General features: G+C 66.1%; 15 protein-coding genes and 2 pseudogenes. 6 read left to right on the top strand and 11 right to left on the bottom strand.

What is annotated here, in order from left to right:
* From ACFHPP_RS28100 to ACFHPP_RS28090, 3 genes and pseudogenes are all read right to left on the bottom strand, one after another.
* Positions 1-339 (bottom strand): annotated as a pseudogene (locus ACFHPP_RS28100) (IS5/IS1182 family transposase); the annotation flags it as partial.
* A gap of 321 nt (positions 340-660) precedes the next feature.
* Positions 661-1,350: a hypothetical protein gene (locus tag ACFHPP_RS28095; RefSeq protein ID WP_437166550.1), complete on the bottom strand. Its 690-nt coding sequence runs from the start codon at positions 1,348-1,350 to the stop codon at positions 661-663.
* A complete protein-coding gene (locus tag ACFHPP_RS28090; RefSeq protein ID WP_437166549.1) occupies positions 1,343-1,840 on the bottom strand; it encodes an RNA polymerase sigma factor in 498 nt (165 codons plus the stop codon). The genes ACFHPP_RS28095 and ACFHPP_RS28090 overlap by 8 nt, the downstream gene beginning before the upstream one ends.
* A gap of 166 nt (positions 1,841-2,006) precedes the next feature.
* On the opposite strand from ACFHPP_RS28090, the gene ACFHPP_RS28085 reads away from it, so the two are divergent.
* The gene (locus ACFHPP_RS28085) at positions 2,007-3,269 is read left to right on the top strand and encodes a S8 family serine peptidase (RefSeq protein ID WP_437166548.1); all 1,263 of its coding nucleotides are present in this window, start codon (positions 2,007-2,009) and stop codon (positions 3,267-3,269) included.
* Between the two features lie 7 nt (positions 3,270-3,276).
* Here the strand turns inward: ACFHPP_RS28085 and ACFHPP_RS28080 are convergent, their stop codons facing one another.
* Together ACFHPP_RS28080 and ACFHPP_RS28075 are read right to left on the bottom strand one after the other, a co-directional pair.
* Positions 3,277-4,752: an SLC13 family permease gene (locus tag ACFHPP_RS28080; protein WP_437166547.1), complete on the bottom strand. Its 1,476-nt coding sequence runs from the start codon at positions 4,750-4,752 to the stop codon at positions 3,277-3,279.
* A complete protein-coding gene (locus ACFHPP_RS28075; RefSeq protein WP_437166546.1) occupies positions 4,742-5,875 on the bottom strand; it encodes a glycerate kinase family protein in 1,134 nt (377 codons plus the stop codon). The genes ACFHPP_RS28080 and ACFHPP_RS28075 overlap by 11 nt, the downstream gene beginning before the upstream one ends.
* A gap of 220 nt (positions 5,876-6,095) precedes the next feature.
* Between ACFHPP_RS28075 and ACFHPP_RS28070 the strand changes: the two genes are divergently transcribed.
* The 3 genes from ACFHPP_RS28070 to ACFHPP_RS28060 are packed head-to-tail and all read left to right on the top strand — an operon-like array spanning position 6,096 to position 8,797.
* A complete protein-coding gene (locus tag ACFHPP_RS28070) occupies positions 6,096-6,764 on the top strand; it encodes a hypothetical protein (protein ID WP_437166545.1) in 669 nt (222 codons plus the stop codon).
* A gap of 8 nt (positions 6,765-6,772) precedes the next feature.
* On the top strand, positions 6,773-8,314 hold the full coding sequence (locus ACFHPP_RS28065) for an MBOAT family O-acyltransferase (protein ID WP_437166544.1): 1,542 nt from the start codon (positions 6,773-6,775) through the stop codon (positions 8,312-8,314).
* A gap of 42 nt (positions 8,315-8,356) precedes the next feature.
* Positions 8,357-8,797 (top strand): recombinase family protein, encoded by a 441-nt coding sequence (locus tag ACFHPP_RS28060; protein WP_437166543.1) that lies wholly within the window; start codon positions 8,357-8,359, stop codon positions 8,795-8,797.
* Between the two features lie 174 nt (positions 8,798-8,971).
* Here ACFHPP_RS28060 and ACFHPP_RS28055 read toward each other — a convergent pair whose 3' ends face one another.
* A complete protein-coding gene (locus ACFHPP_RS28055) occupies positions 8,972-9,733 on the bottom strand; it encodes a phosphatase PAP2 family protein (RefSeq protein WP_437166542.1) in 762 nt (253 codons plus the stop codon).
* Positions 9,734-10,075: 342 nt separating this feature from the next.
* Here ACFHPP_RS28055 and ACFHPP_RS28050 point away from each other — a divergent pair, with 342 nt between their 5' ends.
* Positions 10,076-11,077 carry a glycosyltransferase family 2 protein gene (locus tag ACFHPP_RS28050; protein ID WP_437166541.1) on the top strand — a complete coding sequence of 334 codons (1,002 nt, stop codon included), beginning with the start codon at positions 10,076-10,078 and terminating at the stop codon, positions 11,075-11,077.
* 130 nt (positions 11,078-11,207) lie between these two features.
* Here ACFHPP_RS28050 and ACFHPP_RS28045 read toward each other — a convergent pair whose 3' ends face one another.
* From ACFHPP_RS28045 to ACFHPP_RS28035, 3 genes are all read right to left on the bottom strand, one after another.
* Complete coding sequence (locus tag ACFHPP_RS28045) at positions 11,208-12,743, bottom strand: oligosaccharide flippase family protein (protein WP_437166540.1); 1,536 nt, start codon at positions 12,741-12,743, stop codon at positions 11,208-11,210.
* The gene (locus tag ACFHPP_RS28040) at positions 12,740-13,141 is read right to left on the bottom strand and encodes a hypothetical protein (protein WP_437166539.1); all 402 of its coding nucleotides are present in this window, start codon (positions 13,139-13,141) and stop codon (positions 12,740-12,742) included. Before ACFHPP_RS28040 ends, ACFHPP_RS28045 begins: the two co-directional genes overlap by 4 nt.
* Positions 13,142-13,373: 232 nt before the next feature.
* The gene (locus ACFHPP_RS28035; protein WP_437166538.1) at positions 13,374-15,209 is read right to left on the bottom strand and encodes a hypothetical protein; all 1,836 of its coding nucleotides are present in this window, start codon (positions 15,207-15,209) and stop codon (positions 13,374-13,376) included.
* Positions 15,210-15,395: 186 nt separating this feature from the next.
* On the opposite strand from ACFHPP_RS28035, the pseudogene ACFHPP_RS28030 reads away from it, so the two are divergent.
* A pseudogene (locus tag ACFHPP_RS28030) lies at positions 15,396-15,641 on the top strand (IS701 family transposase); the annotation flags it as partial.
* Positions 15,642-16,143: 502 nt separating this feature from the next.
* Here ACFHPP_RS28030 and ACFHPP_RS28025 read toward each other — a convergent pair.
* Together ACFHPP_RS28025 and ACFHPP_RS28020 are read right to left on the bottom strand one after the other, a co-directional pair.
* Positions 16,144-16,533: a hypothetical protein gene (locus tag ACFHPP_RS28025; RefSeq protein WP_437166537.1), complete on the bottom strand. Its 390-nt coding sequence runs from the start codon at positions 16,531-16,533 to the stop codon at positions 16,144-16,146.
* Between the two features lie 69 nt (positions 16,534-16,602).
* Positions 16,603-17,417: carbohydrate-binding domain-containing protein (locus ACFHPP_RS28020; RefSeq protein WP_437166536.1), on the bottom strand; the 815-nt coding region annotated here is incomplete at its 5' end.

Here is a 17,417-nt window from a genome sequence, read left to right as displayed (position 1 = left end):
GCTCCAACTTGGCCAGCATGGCAAGGCGCCAGGGTTCGGTGACGGGGCGCGGTGTCTTGGGCTACGGTGGGGGTCGGAAGTTGTAGGGGCGGTGCGGCTGGGTATGGCCGACTGCAACAAGCGGCTCGATCCCCGTGCCTCGAGAGCGGCGACGGCCTTGCCCGAGGCGAAGCTGGTGTCGGCCAGGACAATCCTGGGCAAGCCGATGCCCCCCTCCGTGCCAAGGAGGGTCAAGGCGAAGCTCGGCGTGTCTGCAGGGGTGGCGACGACACTGGTGGCGAGGATCAGTTGCGAGCCCTCGGCGCAGATGACAGCCTGAGCGTTATGGGCTTGGCGGTATCCTGATGGCAGTTATCATCTGGCGGCTGGACCGGGTGCCAACAGCCACGCCGGCAATCCTGCTCGTGCTCGCCGCATCCTGCTGCTCCTGCTCACGGCGGCCTTCGGCACCATCGACGGAGGCCCAGCCGCGGCAGGCTTGATGCTGGCATTGGTCGCGCTGCTCGTGACGGAACGGGCGCTCTGGCTGCCATTCGCGCGCGGCATCCTGTCGGGCCCCAATCCATCGCGACCGAACATCTGACGCGCCCATCCCGAACACGATTACGATGCTCAGATCGAAGTGTGGATCGGCACAGGCGACGCGCCGACCTGCGGCTGTCAGGGCGTCCACTGGCGGCCCCGCAGCGCCGCTTCCTCCTCGGCTGAAAGCGGCGCGGAAGCGCCGAGCGCGTCGAGTGTGGCATCCAGAACGGCGCCGGCGCGGTCGGAAGCGGGAGTGATTCCTCCCGAGGCGGCGACGGCCATTTCTACCTGCCAGGTCGCGCCCCGCTTGCAGGCAAGGCCGCGCAGCCCTTCGTCGGACCGCTCGAAGCTCCGACAGACGCCGTCCGGCACGGCATAGCTGCCGGTGACCCGCGTCCCACCGCCTAATGCGGCGCCGGAGGGCTGCGTATCGAGCGCCGCAACGAGTTCCGGCCCGGTGGCGAGCAAGCCGGGGGCGCCGCTGCGTTGCCCGGCCAGGTAGCCGCCCAAGACCGCGACCCCGGCCACCGAGGCAGCCATGGCCAGCGTCGCCGCTCTGCCGAACCGCCGGGCGGGGAACGGCACGACGTTGCTGGCGGGCGGGCACGTGGCGGCGCCGACCAAGCGCTGCGGCACCGGCGCGGATATGATGCCAGCGAAGGCCTCGCGCGCGGCCTCGCCCGAGGCGCGGAAGGCAGCGATGCGCGCGGCGACCGCCGCATCGCTGCGCGCCGCTTCGGCGACCGCCTCGCGCGTCGCGTCGTCCAGCTCGCCATCGGCGAAGGCCATCAGGACCTCATCGGGATACGGCTGCGCATCAGCCATGACCGACCTCCTTCTTCTGCAGTTGCTCCGCCCCGAGGGCTGCGCCGACCGCAGACCTGGCCCGGGCGAGCCGGCTCATGATCGTGCCGACCGGCACCTCCAGCACATCCGCTGCCTCGCGGTAGCTCAGGCCCTGGACGCAGACGAGCACAAGGACGGAGCGCTGGGCCTCCGGCAGTCGGCCCATGACATCCCGCACCTCGGCGAGCCGCAGCCGCAGTTCCGGATCGTCGCCGGGTGGCGCTTCCAGTTCCAGCGCCGGGCCAAGGTCCGGATCGTCGAGCGAGAGCTGAGGGCGCGCGGCCCGGTGCAGGTCGATCCAGCGGTTGCGCATGATCCGGAACAGCCAGGCATCCAGCCGCGTGCCTGGCGCGAAGCTGTCCGAGGCGCGGAGCGCACGCTCGCAGGTCGCCTGAACGAGGTCGTCCGCAGCGTCCCGCGACCTGGCAAGGGATCGGGCGAAGGCGCGCAGCCGCGGCAGGAGGGCCACGATTCCTGGGCCGAGTTCCGCTGTCATCCCGCCCAACGCGCCCCTGTCCGACATCCCGTGTCCTGCCCCTACAACGTGGGGACCGGCCGATCCATTCCGCCGCCTTGGCATAAATCTCCGGCCGGCACGTTATGGTCCCTGAAGATACCTCGGCTGGAGTTGCAGCATGCCCCTTCTCACCACCCTGCTGCGGCGGCTGCGCCTGCCGGCCTGCGCCATCGCCCTGGCGGTCCTCGCGCCATCTCTGGCGGCACCTCTGGGCGATGCCACGCCGGGCGGAGCGGTTGCCTGGGCTGATGATGACGACGATGATGACGACGACGACGATGACGACGACCGTCCGCGGCGGCGTCCCCCGGCACGGGTCGCGCCTGAATTCGTGGTGTCCGTGCCGCTGGCCGCCGACCTGCAGCGCGTGGTGGGGCGGGGCTTTTCGGTGCAGGCACGGGCGGATTTGCCGTTGCTCGGCGGTATCGTCGCCCGCCTGCGCGGTCGGCCGGGCGAGAGCGCGGCTGGGGCGCGCAACCGCCTGCGCAGGCTGCTGCCGGGCGCGGTGCTGGATGACAACCACCTCTACCGCCCCAATGCCTTCGCCTGCGATGAAGCGGGCTGCGATGCCTTCGAGATGGTGGGCTGGGCGACCTCCGGCACCACCTGCCCAGCCGCCGCGCCGATCGGCCTGGTGGACACCGCCGTCGATCCCGGCCATCCGGCTCTCGCCGGTGCCACAATCGAGCGGCTGTCGGTCCTCGGCCCCGACCGCCGCCCCGCCGCCGCCACCCACGGTACAGCCGTGGCGGCGCTGATCGCGGGACGGCCGGATGGTCCGGCCCCGGGCCTGCTGCCCGGCGCGCCGCTTCTGGTGGCCGAGGCCTTCCATCGTGGCGCGGCCGGTGACGACACGGCGGATGCCTTCGACGTCACCCGCGCCCTGGGCGCGCTGGTGGGCCGTGGCGTCGCGGTGATCAACCTCAGCTTCGCGGGACCGCCCAATGCCGTGATGGAGCGTGCGGTTGCCGCGGTGCGGGCGCGCGACGTGGCGATGGTGGCGGCGGCCGGCAATGGCGGGCCACGCGCCGCGCCGCTCTACCCTGCCGCCTATCCGGGCGTAGTCGCCGTGACGGCGGTGGACAGCGCCGGCAGGGTCTATCCCCGCGCGAATGCCGGCCCGCATATCGACCTGGCGGCGCCCGGCGTGCGTCTCTGGACCGCCGGTTCAGGTGGGCGGCCCGGGATGCTGCGGTCCGGCACCTCCTTCGCCGCACCCTTCGTGACGGCCAGCCTCGCCGCGCTGCGCGGTGCTGCGCCGGAAGCCGGCATCGGCCTGCTGCTCGACCGCCTGACCGCCACTGCGGAGGATCGCGGCACACCGGGCCGCGACGCGGTCTATGGCTGGGGGATACTGCGCGCCCCGGGCTGCGGCGGCTGAGGGCGGGTCAGGGCAGCAGCCCGACCCAGCGCCACCAGCTCAGCGTGAAGATCCCGATCAGCAGCAGGTGCGCCGGCAGCAGCAGGGCCGAGAGGCGAAGGAGGTCGGAGGGGCGCCAGCCACCCTCCTCCTGGAACATCAGCAGCGCCTTGGAACTGACGGGCGTGGTCAGGCAATAGTCGATGCCGATGGTCGCCACGAAGGCGACTGCGGCAAGTGGCAGCCCTGCCTCCTCGGCCAGCAGCAGCACCGGCGGCAGCAGCGCGGCGGTGCGGGCGGCATGGGAGGTCATGGCGAGGTGTGCCGTCAGTGACAGCACGGCGATGCCGGCCAGCAGGGCCGGGCCGGCGCTTCCGGCATGGAGGCCGAGACAGGAGGACAGCGCGCCGAGCAGCCAGGCGGCGGCGCCGGTCGCGATCAGCGCCTCGCCCAGCACGAGTGCGGCGGCGACGAAGATGACCAGGTCCCAGGCAACGCCGCCCACCGCCTCCTTCCACGATAGCGGGCCGAAGCCGGGCAGGGTCAGGGCGAGCGCGCCGAGCACGGCGACCGTCGCGGGGTCGAGCGCATGCCGCGCCGAGCCGAGCCAAAGCAGCACCATCCCCGCGCCGATGCCGAGCGTCGTCCGGGCGGGTCGGCCGAGCGGCGCCGGTGGCGCCACCTCAATCTGCAACGGGCGTTGCCGGATCGGCCGGTCCAGAAAAAGCCAGCCGATCGCCACGCAGCTCATCGCGCAGGACATTGCTGCGAAGGGCAGGCCATAGAGCATCCAGGCAGCGAAGCCGATGCGCGCCCCGCCAGCCTCGGCCAGGATTTCGTTGGCCATCAGATGCGAGCCAGCGCCGACCAGGGAGCCCGTTGTGGAAAGGAGAATGACCACCGGCGCGAGCAGCATGAGCGCCCGCGTCACGCGCGGATCGTCCGCCGCCTCGGCCAGTGGGCGCAGCACCGGCAGGGCGATAGCGGCGCGCGCCGAGGTCGAGGGGATGAGGAGGGCGAGCGGCACCAGCGCGAAGGTCACCAGCCAAAGCAGCCCCCCGACGCTGCGGGCCTGACCGGCGACCAAGGCCGTGAGTCGGTCCGCCAGGCCGGTCACGCGTATCGCATGGCCCAGCATGAAGGCACCGATCATCAACCAGACCACCCCGTTGCCGAGGCTTTCCAGCAGCGCGTCCTGCGGCGCCGCCCCGCCCAGCACGGCCAGCAGCGCCGTGCCGAGGGCAACCGCGGCCGCCGGCAGTCGCGTTCCGGTCCAGAGCAGCAGGGCGAGGCCGAAGGCGAAGAGGGCGACGCGGCCACGCGCGTCCAGCCCGTCGGCCAGCAGCAGCGCGGTGGCGAGGAAAGCGGCGAGGCCGGCGAGGAGTGCGGAGCGGCTTCGCAGGATGCAAGCCAGCGGGAACCGGTTGCCCTCCATCCCGGCCAGACGCGGCGCGGAGGGAAGGTGAGTCGCGGCGATGGGAGGTACCGCCGGCTCAGGCGGCACGGGCGGCGGGTCCCTGGCAGCGGAGTGCGGAGATGCCAGCGCCAAGCAGCACGCCGCGCAACGCCTGCTCCGCGGTCCAGGCGATATCCGCGGGCGCCCGGCGGATCGCCTCGGCCAGCGGGACGGCCGCTCCGAGGGTGGAGAAGACCGCGCCGATCCCGGCCCCATGCACCGCGCCGGCCCCCTCTCCGATACAGCCGGCAAGCGCCAGCACAGGCACGCCATGGGCCTGCGCGCGGCGTGCAATCACGGCCGGGATCTTGCCATGCGGCGTCTGCGCATCGATGCCCCCCTCCGCGGTCACGACGAGGTCGGCAATGGCGATCTCGCGCTCGAGCCCGATCCCCGGAAGCACGACCTCCTGCCACGAGCGTAGACGTGCCCCTAGCAGCGCGTGCAGCCCGGCACCGAGGCCGCCCGAGGCGCCACCACCGGGTAACGCATCCAAGCCGAGGGCGCCGCAATCCCGCGCCGCGATCGCGGCAAACCGCTCCAGCCCCCGCTCCAGCCGGCGCACCCCTTCGGACGTCGCACCTTTTTGCGGCGCGAAGCCGCGCGCGACGCCGGCGGAACCGGTCAGGAGAATGCGGGTGTTGCAGGCGACCTCGATCGGCACCGCGGCGAGGCGCGGGTCGAGCCCGCTGGCATCGATCCTGGCGAGGTCGGCGAGCGCCCCGCCGCCCTCCGGCAGCTCGGATCCAGATGCGTCGAGGAAGCGGATCCCGAGTGCCGCGGCCATGCCGGCGCCGGCGTCGCTGGTGCCACTGTCGCCGCAGCCAAGCAGAATGCGCTTCGCCCCGCGGTCGAGCGCCCGGCGGATCAATTCGCCGACGCCGCGCGTGGTGGTGCGCAGCGGGTCACGGCCATTGGGCGGCACCAGCCGCAGCCCGGCCGCCGAAGCCATCTCGATCACCGCCGTTCGCGCTGGCGCCGTGCCGAACCAGCCGAGATGCGCCTCGACCTCGCGGCCGAGCGGGCCGCTGACGGTGACTTGCTCCACAGTTCCGCCGCTGCGCAGCGCGAGGGTGCATGCGAAGCCTTCGCCACCATCCACAACCGGACAGCGCACGATTTGCGCCCCGGGGCTGGCACGCAGCAGACCGGCCGCGATCGCCTCCGCCACCTCGGCGTCGCTGCAGCGGAAAGGCCTGCTGGCCTCCCCACCCGTCACGGCGACCCCCTGCTTCAACGACAAGTTTGCGCTGTTGCGGGACGCCCCTCTGGCCAGGCAGACGCTGGTCGCGGTCGGATCCTCCGCCACTTGGCGCAACCTCGATATCCCGACACTGGAGCGTCGCCTGCCGGGACTGCGCGGGATCAACGCCGCTCCCTGCTACCTGCAGGTGGACCAGACGGCCTTCCTGGCGCAGTTCTTACTGGCGCGCATGAGGCAGGTGGAGACGCTGCTGGTGGTGCTCGCGCCGCGTGATTTTGAGGCGTGCACCGATAGCGATACGGCGTTCTTCGATCCGCGCATGGTCGGCGCCTATCTGTCCGGCCTGGCACCTTCCTGGTTGGTCCACTTCACGGCATTCCGCCCGCTCTGGCTGCTGCGCGAGGCGATCCGCCAGTACCGGATGCGCGACATCAGGGCCGTCCGCTACGCCGAAGACGGCCATGGCACCAGCGTATTGCGCCAGACCCACAGCTATTTTCCGGAGCCCGTGCTCGATCGGCGTTGCGATGCCGCGATAACCCGAATGGAAGCGGCGGCGGCGGCGCACGACGTTCGCCTTGTGGTGGTGACGTTGCCGGTGATGCCCGCCTGGGCCGCTTCCTTCGACCCGGATGGCTTCGTGGTGGAGGAATGGACCCGCCGTATCTCGGGGGCGCTGCGCCGGAACGAAAGCCTGCTAATCGATGGCCGTGGCCTGGCCTGGTCAAATGACCGCTTCGCCGATCCCGTTCACCTGCTGTATCCGTACCACACCGAATTCAGCGAATTCATCGCGGAGAACCTGTCCGCCTCGACGTCCAGGCTGCGTGGCACCAACACCCTGGGCAGCCGGTAGCTCGGCCGATGCTGTTCAATTCGCACATCTTCATCTTCGTTTTCCTGCCGCTAACGCTGGCCGGGTTCCTGGTGCTGACCGCGGCGAAGCGTATGCAGCTTGCGCGCGCCTGGCTGCTGCTCGCCTCACTGGTGTTCTACGGCTGGTGGAGCGTGCCGTATCTTGGTCTGCTGGTGGTGACCATTATCGCCAACCACCTGATGGGGAAGGCGATTGCACGGGCGCTGCATGGACCGCGGCCGCAGCTTGCCGGCCACCTCATGGCCTTCGGCGTCGCCGCCAACATCGCGATGCTCGCCTGGTTCAAATACAGCGCGTTTGTGATCGGGAATGTCGGCGCGCTGACCGGGCAGGCATGGACGATTGAGGCGGTGGTGCTACCGCTGGCAATCTCCTTCCACACCTTCCAGCAGATCGCCTTCCTGGTCGATGTGCGGCGCGGTCAGGTGCCGACCGGCGGGCTGCTGGACTACCTGCTGTTCGTCACGTTCTTCCCGCAGCTCATCGCCGGACCCATCGTCCATCACCGGGAGCTGATTCCGCAGTTCCAACTGCCCCCTGGCTGGCGCCTGGAGAGCGCCGACGTGGCCGCGGGCATCGCTTTCTTCGTCATCGGTCTGTTCAAGAAGCTGGCCATCGCCGATCCAGTTGGCGCGCTGGCGACGCCAACCTTCACCAGTGGCGGCATGCCCGGGATGCAGGAGGCCTGGCTTGCTGTCAGCGCCTTCACCATCGGGCTGTATTTCGACTTCTCCGGCTACTCGGACATGGCGGTAGGGCTGGCGCGCATGTTCGGCATCCGCCTGCCCTACAACTTCGCCTCACCCTACCAGGCGCAGTCCATCATTGAGTTCTGGCGGCGGTGGCACATGACCCTGTCGCGCTTCCTACGCGACTACGTCTATGTCCCGCTCGGCGGCAACAGGCTTGGGCCGCGGCGGCGGTACCTGAACCTGGTTCTGACCATGCTGCTTGGCGGCATCTGGCATGGCGCCGGATGGACCTTTCTGGTCTGGGGGCTCCTGCACGGGATGTATCTGCTGGTCAACCACGCCTGGGTGGAGGCTGCCAGGCGCGCCGTGGCGGCCGGGTGGCGTCTGACGTTGCCGGGGCCAATCGCCTGGGGGCTGACGCTGTTGGCGGTGATGGTCGGCTGGACGTTGTTTGCCTCGCCGGATTTCACTACGGCGATGTCGGTGTTGTCCGGCCTGTTCGGGCTTAACGGTATTGGTCCACGCCCTCCCGTGGTGGGTCAGCTTGTCGATGTGCTGCTAGGCCGCCACGCCGTGACGCTGGAAGGCGAAACCGGCTTTGGTCCGATGATTGCCCTGTTCGCCTCGCTAATTGCGTTGGGCGCCGGCTGGGCGATCGTGCTGTTCGCGCCGAACTCCCAGGAGATCGTGGACGGGGTGGGGCGGCGGCACAATGCCGTTACGCGCGGGCTGCGCTTCCGGCCATCGGTCGCCGCAGCCATGCTGGCCGCTGCGGCCTTCCTGTTCGCCCTGACGCTGATGGCCGACGTTAAGGAGTTTGTCTATTTTCAGTTCTAGAAGCCCGTCACTGCGACGCCTTGAGCTTGAACTTGCGGCTGAATGTACTGCGTCCGATCCCGGCACCTCCGATCAGGCGAGAATCTTATCCAGGTCGGCCTGCCCACCGTCCCGCCCAGGCCGGTCGGCAAGTTCCTGGTAACACAGATGGCCGCCGTCGCCGAACTCGAGGCCGGGCTGATCAGCCAGCGCACGCGCGCGGCGCTGGTCATGGCGAAGGCGCGCGGCGTGGTGCTTGGCAACCCGCGCCTGCGCGCCGGCACGCCCGATCAGGCGCACGCGGCGGCGGTGGTGAAGCAGCAGATCTCGCGCGCCCGCGCCGCCGACGTGCTGCCCTGTGTCGAGGCTGCGCGTCGCGCCGGCGCGACGACGCTACGTGCGCTCGCCGCGGCGCTGACCGCACGCGGCGTGCCGGCGCCTGCCGGCGGGCACGCCTGGCACCCGATGCAGGTGAAGCGCATCGTTGATGCCGACGGAGGCTGAGGCGGCAAACCCTACTGGGCCATGTGCCTGGAAGCGCAACCCATACCAAGAAGCCTTTGGCGAACCCGAAGCGGTCCAGTGGATCTCGAATTGCGCGCCAGCCGCGGTCAACGGGGGCGGCTTTGCCAGGAAGCGCCGGAGCGCGCACCAGAAGGAGAAAGCGACAAGTCTCTCCTATAATCGAGGCAGGTGCAGCAGCACCAAATTGGCAACGGTGCCGAAGAGAGCGCGTGAGTCCACGAAGACCGTGGCCATCTGTGAGGTGGCGAGGAACAGCACAGCATAGAATAAGCCGCGATGCCGAAGGGCCAGCGTCTCCACTCTGCGGTCCAGCAACTGCGGCACAGGCAGGCTCGCAACAGCCAGCATGACAAGGGTGCCGACGATGGCCCCAGCGATGATATCCCCAGGGTAGCGCATGCCCAAGTAGACACGTGGCAGGCAGCTGGTCAGCAACGCCCAGACCATTGCCACGATACCGAGCCTGCGATGCTCCAGGAAGACGGCGGTGGCCATCGCAAAAGCAAGCACTGCGTGGTCGCTGGGAAAGGAACTCAGCCCCTCCAGGATGGCCGGGTCGAATTCGTCAAACAGCACGAAGCCACGTTCGAGTAGCGCTGGATCATGTGCTGGCCGAAGGCGCGCTGGCAGCAGGTTCTGCATGGCGCGGGCCACTGCGACAGCCATCAGAACGCCCACTACGGTGCGTAGGATGACGCTTGCCCGGGCTTGGCTTTGCGCCCGATGCCAACTCCACCACAGCAGCGCGACCAGAACGCTGCCCTTCAGAAGGTGGGAATGAGCGATCCTGAAAACGAGGTGGTCAAAACTCCAACTTGTTCCGACCCAACCGTTAATCAAAAGGAACAGCGACTCATCAAGTGTCAGCATACCACCTCCGAGGTCCCCGAAGCACGAATGGATCGGCATCTCCATCCTCAATATCCCGGGAACCCCCTCCTACATGACAGATATGTTACGTGGCAATATTACCAGAACTCACACTTCATCGAAGAAATGCTGCCGCTTAAATGGGGCACCAGCTTCGTCTGCTTGGGTCAAGGTCAAGGAGGCCAAGTTTAGCGGCCTGCGCACAAGTAGTGGCCCTGCCCGAAGCGCCCGTTCATGAGCAGAACCTGTTCTCCATTGTCCCAATGCGGGGCGCAAAGGCCGCTGAGTGCGCTTTGTTGCGAGGCCCCTCTGAAAATCAAATTTTCTTTTCCCCCGCACAGCATCCTAGCCGCCAGCGGATGAAGTCTGTAGCTTGGCACAATGCGAATGAGCGTGATTTGTCCGGTCTACAACACGCCGCCGGATCTCCTCGCGGCGGCCGTTGCATCTGTGCTCGCGGAAGGCGGCGATCATGTGATCGAACTGCTTCTTCTGGACGATGTATCGACCAATGCCGCCACAGTGTCCGAGCTTGCGCGTCTTGCCACGAGCGACTCTCGCGTTCGTGTAATACGCCAGCGTACGAATGGCGGACCGTCCGCAGCTCGGGGGGCCGGACTTGAGGCTGCTAAAGGAGACTGGATCGGATTTATCGACTCCGATGACCTGTGGATTCCGGGTCGAATCGAGGCAACCCTCAATCTGCTGCGATTAGCGCCCGATGCACAATGGATCAGTAGCCGTATTGTTAATATCATGGCAGACGGCAGCCGCACAGCGCCGCCGTCACTGCTAAACGAGACAGACGGGGAGAGATTGGCGGATCGTATTATCCTGCTAAAAGGAACACAGCTTACTCGACACTTCATCAGTAATTCCTGGCTACACCTGGGTTCCACTATAGCGAGGAAAGATACTCTGCTGCGCGCAGGCGGCTTTGCACACAATCTCTATTTTCACGAAGATTGTTTTTTGATGACAAAGCTTTCAATTATTACTAAGCTGTACTTTATGGATATTGAAACTTACGCTTGGCGCCGCGAACGCGAAAGCCTGATGGCGTCGGAGCGGCGACTTTCGCCTGCATATGTCCTCATGCATGAGGTCGCGCGAGCTGAGCCTCTGCTGAAGGACTTTGCCCGCGAGCTGCGCTGGGCACGGTACGCGGCTTACAAGGGTCTTGCGCTGAACAACCTGCTTTCAGGGCGGCGGGCGGCGGCGATGCGCTTCGCACTCGGCGCATGGTCCATTGATCCGCGTGAAGTGACGGACCTTGCCCGCTTCGTACGGCTGACCCTGACAGCGGGGCAGAACCTGGATCCCTCACTGGCTGCGGCTTACAGCCGGGCCGAACGCTTCGTCCGGGCGAGCGGGCGTGCCGCCGATTGAAGTAGCGGCGGAGCCGGTTAGGTTCGCTGCGGTATGCCGCCAGTGGCCTTATTCACCCCGTTGACACTAGGCCGCAGCAGGCCACGGTAATTCACGGGCTGAATACTTGCACGATTTCAGGATCGGCACGTCAACCGCCATTTGCTATCATTATCCGTAGCCCCGGTACGCGCAGGGCCACGCGGCGGAGCAACTCGAATAGATCCGTCTCTGCGCCTAGCTTGCGGCCGGACACCGCCCACAACGCTGACAGCATAAGGATGTAGCTGCTCGCGCCAAGGGCGACGCCCGTGAGCAGCAGGCGCGCGGCATCAACTGCGTTTGGCGGCGCCGCGGCCCAACCGAGACCCGTCTTCCACATCAGCAGCGCCATGGCGACTACGGAGACCACTGGCCGCCACAGCCGCGCTAGCAGCGCTGGCAGCCGCAGCCCCACTAACGAAAGCGCGAACAGCAGCAGCGCTAGATGTTCGCTGATTACCGTGATGCTGACAGCAAGGGCCGCGCCGGTAATGCCATAGGCCGGCACTAACATCAGCAGCAGCGCGATGCGCAACGCTGCGGCGGACAGCGCGATGCTGAGCAGCGTCGCCAGACGTGTATGCGCACTGAGCAGCGCCATGCTGACGTTGCCGAAGGACGTCAGGATGCCGCCGATGCCAAGCACCGCAACTACCGGCACTGCCTCCAGCCACGCCTGCCCGAAACCGAGTGCCACAACCGGTCCGGCAACCGCTGAGATGCCGACGCCCGCTGGCAAGATTAGTAAAGCCATCAGCGACATTATGCGGAGGTAGTCATCTTGCCCAGAGCCACCACCGTCGGCACGCCTGCTAGCGGCGAAGCCAGGCATACAGGCACGACAAATCGGGTCCACCAATTCTGTCGCCGGCAGCGCGGCCACTTCCATTCCTACCGCATAGTGGCCAACAGAGGTAGTGCCGAGGACGCGGCCGATTACTACGCTGTCAATGCGGTCCTTAATCATGTGAGCAACGTTGATGCCCCAGGACCAGGCAGAGACACCTGCCAAGTCGCGCCAAGCCGAAAGCGTCAGCCGAGGGCGGAAAGGGTGCATAAGGTAGCTCATCAAAACCGCACCGAGCCTGTTGGTAAGAATGCCGGCTACCAGCGCCCAATGGCTTTGCACCAGGAAGGCCAGCGTCACCGTTACCACGATGCCGACCATGCGAGGGTAAAGGTTCAGCGCAAATTCCCGTTCGAATTGTAGGTGCCGCCGGAAATCCGCGACGCCAATGTTCGCGAGCCCACTGAGCGCCGCCGAAAGTGCGAGCGCTAGCAGCACCGGCTCTAATCGTGCATCACCGAAGAAGCGCCCAGCCGGCGCAGCAATTAGCACGATCAACACGGCCACCAGCAGGCCGCGCAGCAGGTTCAACGTAAAGCCTGTATCGTACATCGCGCGGCTTGGCGCCTTAGCGCGCACGATCTGGTCTTCCACACCGATCACCAGGCTCGCCTCCAGCGCCACCGCGAAGGAGGTTGCGAGAGCGATCAGGCCAAAATCCCCTGGTGCCAGCAGCCGCACCAGAATCAGCGTGCTGCACAGCCCCATCACTCGTGTGGACATGCGCCAAGCCACGACCCAAAAGGCGCCGCGCGCAGTACGGGCCAGCATGTTGTTACCGGTAGGTTCTGTTGTCATGCCAGCGCGATCTTTGCCCTGGTCAACGGGGCACTGCAGGAAATAACTCTTTTTGAGTCCGAAACGTAGCAGACTGACAAGAAGACCTTCAGTATTCTCGTACTTAATCCGCACAAAATACTCTGCAGCGCCCGCAGTGGCTCGCTGTAATTGTATGCCAACCAGAAAGTATCCTTATTGAAGTAGATAATCATTCGGCTATCCTCTGCCATCGGCTGCGCACCACTGGCGAGGTCGAATATCGCGATGCACCGGTAGTTGAGGCCGACGTGCGGGTTCGCAGATCTGGTTTCGCTACTGAGCTCGCGATGCCGCCGCAGGCCCGCCGCGCGAAGCAGCGGCGCAAAATCCTGTGTCGCCGGATCGAGCGGGTGGAACAGACCCATAAGGCCACACATGTACGACATCTCCAAAAGCTCTGTGACCAAACCATCTAGCTAAAGTCTGTTCCGGTCTTCGGGCGCGCTATCCTATAAGTTCTCGATGCTTAGAAAAACGCGGTTATGACCAGGACAAGTCTGGACAACACCTAATGGGTGTCACTGAGGCTGGTGGTGCAGCAAATTTCCTCTGTCTGCGACGCCTCGAAGCGCCGGCAAGTGGACAGATGCAGTTCGTACCGACCAGTGTTCAGCGTGCAGAGCGCGCGGGCGCGGTTTCCGCCGCGAAACCGCGCAAACGGTTGCATGCCGCGGGGGGCTCCACACTGCCACCATTGCGCCGGCGATCCCATACGTAACCATGGATTGGCGGCACAAGCTCCAGTGGCGTGGAATGCGCGGCGATCACCTCCCGCGCCTCGGCCGTCAGCCAAGACAGGGCAAGGTCCCCGCTGACCAGCAGCCCGCGGTCGAAGCAGGCGAAGATGGTGCGCAGCGAATCGGCGCTGCTGATCATCGGCGTACCAGTGCGAAAATCGCGTACAAATTCATCTGGCGGATCGTTTTCCAGCAGCTGACTGCGGTTCATGAAGAAGTCAGCGCGGCCAACATGGTAGGCGGCCTGTAGGTCGTCATCGGCGATGAACACCTCCGCATCCCACACCAGCGGCACCAGCCGGGCGCGGTTGGCCTGCCAGCCGCGCCCGACATCCATCACCAACGGCCGATCCGGTGACAGCACGATAGAGCGCACCGTCCGCTCCAGCATCGAAGTCTCCTTAACCAGCAGCGCCGCCAGCAGCAGGGCGACCGCAGCGGTGACGAGCGGCCGCGCCAGCCGCCAGCGTTGTGCTAGCAGGACGATCAGGCGATCTCGCAGGGCTATCAGCAGCGGCCAGAGTGCCATAGCCCAGAGGGCAGCGAGATGCGGCATGAGGTAGGCGACGTAGCGGTCCTGCTTCATGCCGCCAAAGGAATGCAGCACCAGCCCGCCCGCCAGCACCACCCCGCAATACAGCGCCGGGCGCGGACGGAAGGCAAAGGCGGCCAGCGCGGCCAGCGGCAGGTAGTTGCCCAGTATACCGTAATGCCGCGCTAGTAGGTGGTAGTAGAAAAACACGTTGTCCCGGTTCGGCTCCGCCCAAAGGGCGGCAGAGCGGTAGGTCTGCAGCAGCCTGGCGCCAAATCCGGTCTGCGCCACGGCGTAGGCCAGCACGCCGGTCGCCACCAGCAGCCCAAGCCAGCCCAGCACGAGCCACAGGCGCGGTACCGCGTCGCGCATACGCCAAGTGAGGTACAGCGCCGCCCATGCGCCGAAGGCCGCTAGCCCGATTAGCGTGACGATCTGCAGCCGTGCCGCGGCCACCAGGAGCAGCAGTGCCACGCCAGACAACATTGCCGAACCGAACCTTGGCCGAGCTTCTACCACCACCCGGTACAGCAGCGCCGTACCGAGCCAGAACAGTAGCGCCTGCAACGCATAGAAGCGCACCAGTGTGCCGACCAGCACGTTGGGATACAGGAAGATGAGCAATGCAGCGGCGATGGCCGCGGCGCCACGCCCCGCCTCCCTTCGCAGCCAGAGATACAGCGTGGCGACGAGCACCGCGCTGGCCAACAGGGACGGGACGCGGGCGGCGCTGAGGCTGTCGCCGAACAGGCTCATGGCGGCCGCGACAAGACGCGTGAAATCTGCGGCGCGAAGGTAGGTACCTGAAAAAACGCTGAGGCTGCCATCGGCGAGGTACGACCGCGCCGCGTAAAAATGATACAGCTCGTCGGCCTGCGGCGGCAGGCCCGTCATCGCGTCCATCCTCACAAGCAGCGCCAGCACGAAGACGAGCACGGCTTCGCCAAATGCCGCGATCGACCAGCTGCGCGACTTCGGCGGGTCGATGCGCAGGAACGGAGCCACGGGGACGGGCTCGTGCAAGGCGTCCGGACGATGCAGGCTGGTCAGAGGAACCTCCACGGCTGCGCAGGGGTGCGGAAGCAGCTTTCGCCACCGCGACAAAGCCGCAAGCGGTAGGGTGCTGCCAAGCCAGCAGCGCACAAAAACACGCACGATGATGGCTTGTTGATCCATCGGCGGGCGCCACCCGTGTTTTTAGCCGCCGCCTGGCGACCGCATGAGCCGGCTTGGCCGCGGCACCACCGGAAGTCAGCGTGCCGCTCGCCGAGACGGACTACGAGCTGTTGTTTTAGGTGATTGCCGACCGGGCGGAGAAGGCGGCGGTGATCGCGACAACCGACCTGCCATTCTTAAATGGACTACCTCTCGAACCGGCCGCCGCGGGCCTCGCTGGGGCGCTGGCCGCCGCTATCAAGGCGCGCTGGGTATGCGAGCAGATACACCAGCAACTTAACAAGAGCTTGGCTTGTGCCTCCTTGAAGACAGGTCCTAGACGGTCTGCACCGGCACGTGCTGATGACCTGCATGGCCTTTGCCTACTTGGAGTCTCTCGGCCTCGCCAAGCGAATGTCCAGGCTGCCGACGGATACTCCGCCTACGACCTGATTTGAAACTGCCCAGGCAATTTTAGCATTTTTGGTGTGTGGACCCGTGTGCCTAAAACTCACCGACAGCTACCCCAGGCCGGCACCGGACCGGCTGCTCGAGACCGGGAGCTTTTGCGCGTTGGCGCTGATGGGGCCAAACGGACATGCCGGAGAGCAGGCTAGTTGCGGAAGACTTAACCCGCACTGATGGCAACGCCCTTCTTGAAAGAGGACGAGCATCCTGTCGCGAGGCATGCGCGGCTCAAGGCCCATAATGCAACGGATGAAATGCAACATTGTCTATGGCATCCGTATCTTTTCCGCCTTAATTATGCTAATTTTTAGTTGGTCTGTCAACGGAAGGAGTCAGCTTGGTAGTGGCTTTGCGGCAGATTGCCTTCGGCTGTGCGTCGGCGGGCTCTAAGCTGAGAGTCTCCGTACCGGCGCCTCACCCTCGTCGGCGCAACCTGTATTGGCGGAAATGACTGTGGACAACCCATCGATGGCCAAATGTGCGCCAATCAGATCATCCAGACCGCGCGCATGACAGGCGTGCCATCGAGCATACCTGTGTCGACTGCGGCCATGACGACGATAAGGCGCGCGTCTTCGTCTTCGGCCGGAAGCGCAGCGCCATGACCTCCATTTGTCGCGAGATCAGGCACAGAGTTGCAATCGAGCCAGTGATTGGGCATCTGAAAAGCGACGGCCATCGCGGCAGCAACCTCTTCGCCGGCGCCGCGGACGGCGCCATCAACGTCATTTCCGCCGCCGCAAGCCACAACCTCCATCTCCTCCGCGCCTGGCTGATCCGGCTTCTCGCATTCCTTCTCCTCCTTTTCGCCATCAGCAGACCGACGGCTCCACCGCCATCCGCGTCGCTCGCTGCGGGCTGAGACCGCGTTCTTCACGCACGACTACCGAAGCATGGCGACATTAGAAGCACGTCGATAACGTTGCTGTCGTCTCGAAAATCCAGATCAGAATTGCAAAAAGACGTCTCCGTTCGACAGCAAGGCGGCCTGCGCGTTCAGGTTTGCGCTGTTCAGCTCGAGCGATTCCACGTAGAGGTTGCGGTCGGCGCTGGCGGTGCCTCCCCACAGGTCATTGGTAAAGCGGACCCCGAGAATGTGATCGCCGGGATCGAAGTCGCCGCGGATCTCGATAAAGTCACGCTCGCCCGCGGCGTGCGACGCATCGACGCTGCGCAGCCCGCCGAGTTGCTTGCCGTCGAGGAACAGCAGGAAGGTCGCGTCGCCCTTGTAGGCATCCTGCGACAGCGCCACCCGCAGAACATCCGGCCCGCTGCCGATGGTCGCCGCAGGCACGGCTTCTGCCGCCGCCTTGAACTCAAACTTGGCGGTGCCGTTGATCAGCAGGTCGGCCGACTTCTTCAGGTCGATGTCGTTGAGGATCAGCTTCTCGACATACAAGTTGCGGTCGGTCTTCGCGGTGCCGCCCCAGAGGTCGTTCAGGAAGGTGACGCCCAGCTTGTGCACGCTGTCGTTGAAGTCGCCCGTCAACGTGATGATGTCCATCTCGCCCTTGGCGGCGGAGGCCTTCGCGACACGCTCGCCACCGATCTGCTTGCCGTCGAGCGAGATCGTGTAGCGCGCATCGCCCTGCCAGGCGTCCTGCGCAATGCCGATCTTCAGCACGTCCAGCTTCACGGGATCGGGAGCCGGCGTGACGATGACGGGCTTCTCGGGTGCGGGCGCCACCAGCGCGGGTGTCGCGGGTGGCGGTGTCGCGGGTGCCGGAGCCTTCGAGGGCTCCGCGACAGGCGTGCTTGCAG

It is taken from the genome of Falsiroseomonas sp. E2-1-a20 (genome assembly GCF_051433195.1).
In the GTDB taxonomy this organism is placed as follows: Bacteria; Pseudomonadota; Alphaproteobacteria; order Acetobacterales; family Acetobacteraceae; genus Falsiroseomonas.
This window is presented reverse-complemented; position numbering and strand designations above follow the sequence as displayed.

What these genes read in the sequence shown, in the direction of transcription:
- ACFHPP_RS28095 (WP_437166550.1), bottom strand. Translation starts at nt 1,350, where the DNA reads ATGGCTGATGCGCAGCCGTATCCCGATGAGGTCCTGATGGCCTTCGCC.
- ACFHPP_RS28085 (WP_437166548.1), top strand. Translation starts at nt 2,007, where the DNA reads ATGCCCCTTCTCACCACCCTGCTGCGGCGGCTGCGCCTGCCGGCCTGC.
- ACFHPP_RS28065 (WP_437166544.1), top strand. Translation starts at nt 6,773, where the DNA reads ATGCTGTTCAATTCGCACATCTTCATCTTCGTTTTCCTGCCGCTAACG.
- ACFHPP_RS28060 (WP_437166543.1), top strand. Translation starts at nt 8,357, where the DNA reads ATGTACTGCGTCCGATCCCGGCACCTCCGATCAGGCGAGAATCTTATC.
- ACFHPP_RS28055 (WP_437166542.1), bottom strand. Translation starts at nt 9,733, where the DNA reads ATGGAGATGCCGATCCATTCGTGCTTCGGGGACCTCGGAGGTGGTATG.
- ACFHPP_RS28050 (WP_437166541.1), top strand. Translation starts at nt 10,076, where the DNA reads ATGAGCGTGATTTGTCCGGTCTACAACACGCCGCCGGATCTCCTCGCG.
- ACFHPP_RS28045 (WP_437166540.1), bottom strand. Translation starts at nt 12,743, where the DNA reads ATGACAACAGAACCTACCGGTAACAACATGCTGGCCCGTACTGCGCGC.
- ACFHPP_RS28040 (WP_437166539.1), bottom strand. Translation starts at nt 13,141, where the DNA reads ATGTGTGGCCTTATGGGTCTGTTCCACCCGCTCGATCCGGCGACACAG.
- ACFHPP_RS28035 (WP_437166538.1), bottom strand. Translation starts at nt 15,209, where the DNA reads ATGGATCAACAAGCCATCATCGTGCGTGTTTTTGTGCGCTGCTGGCTT.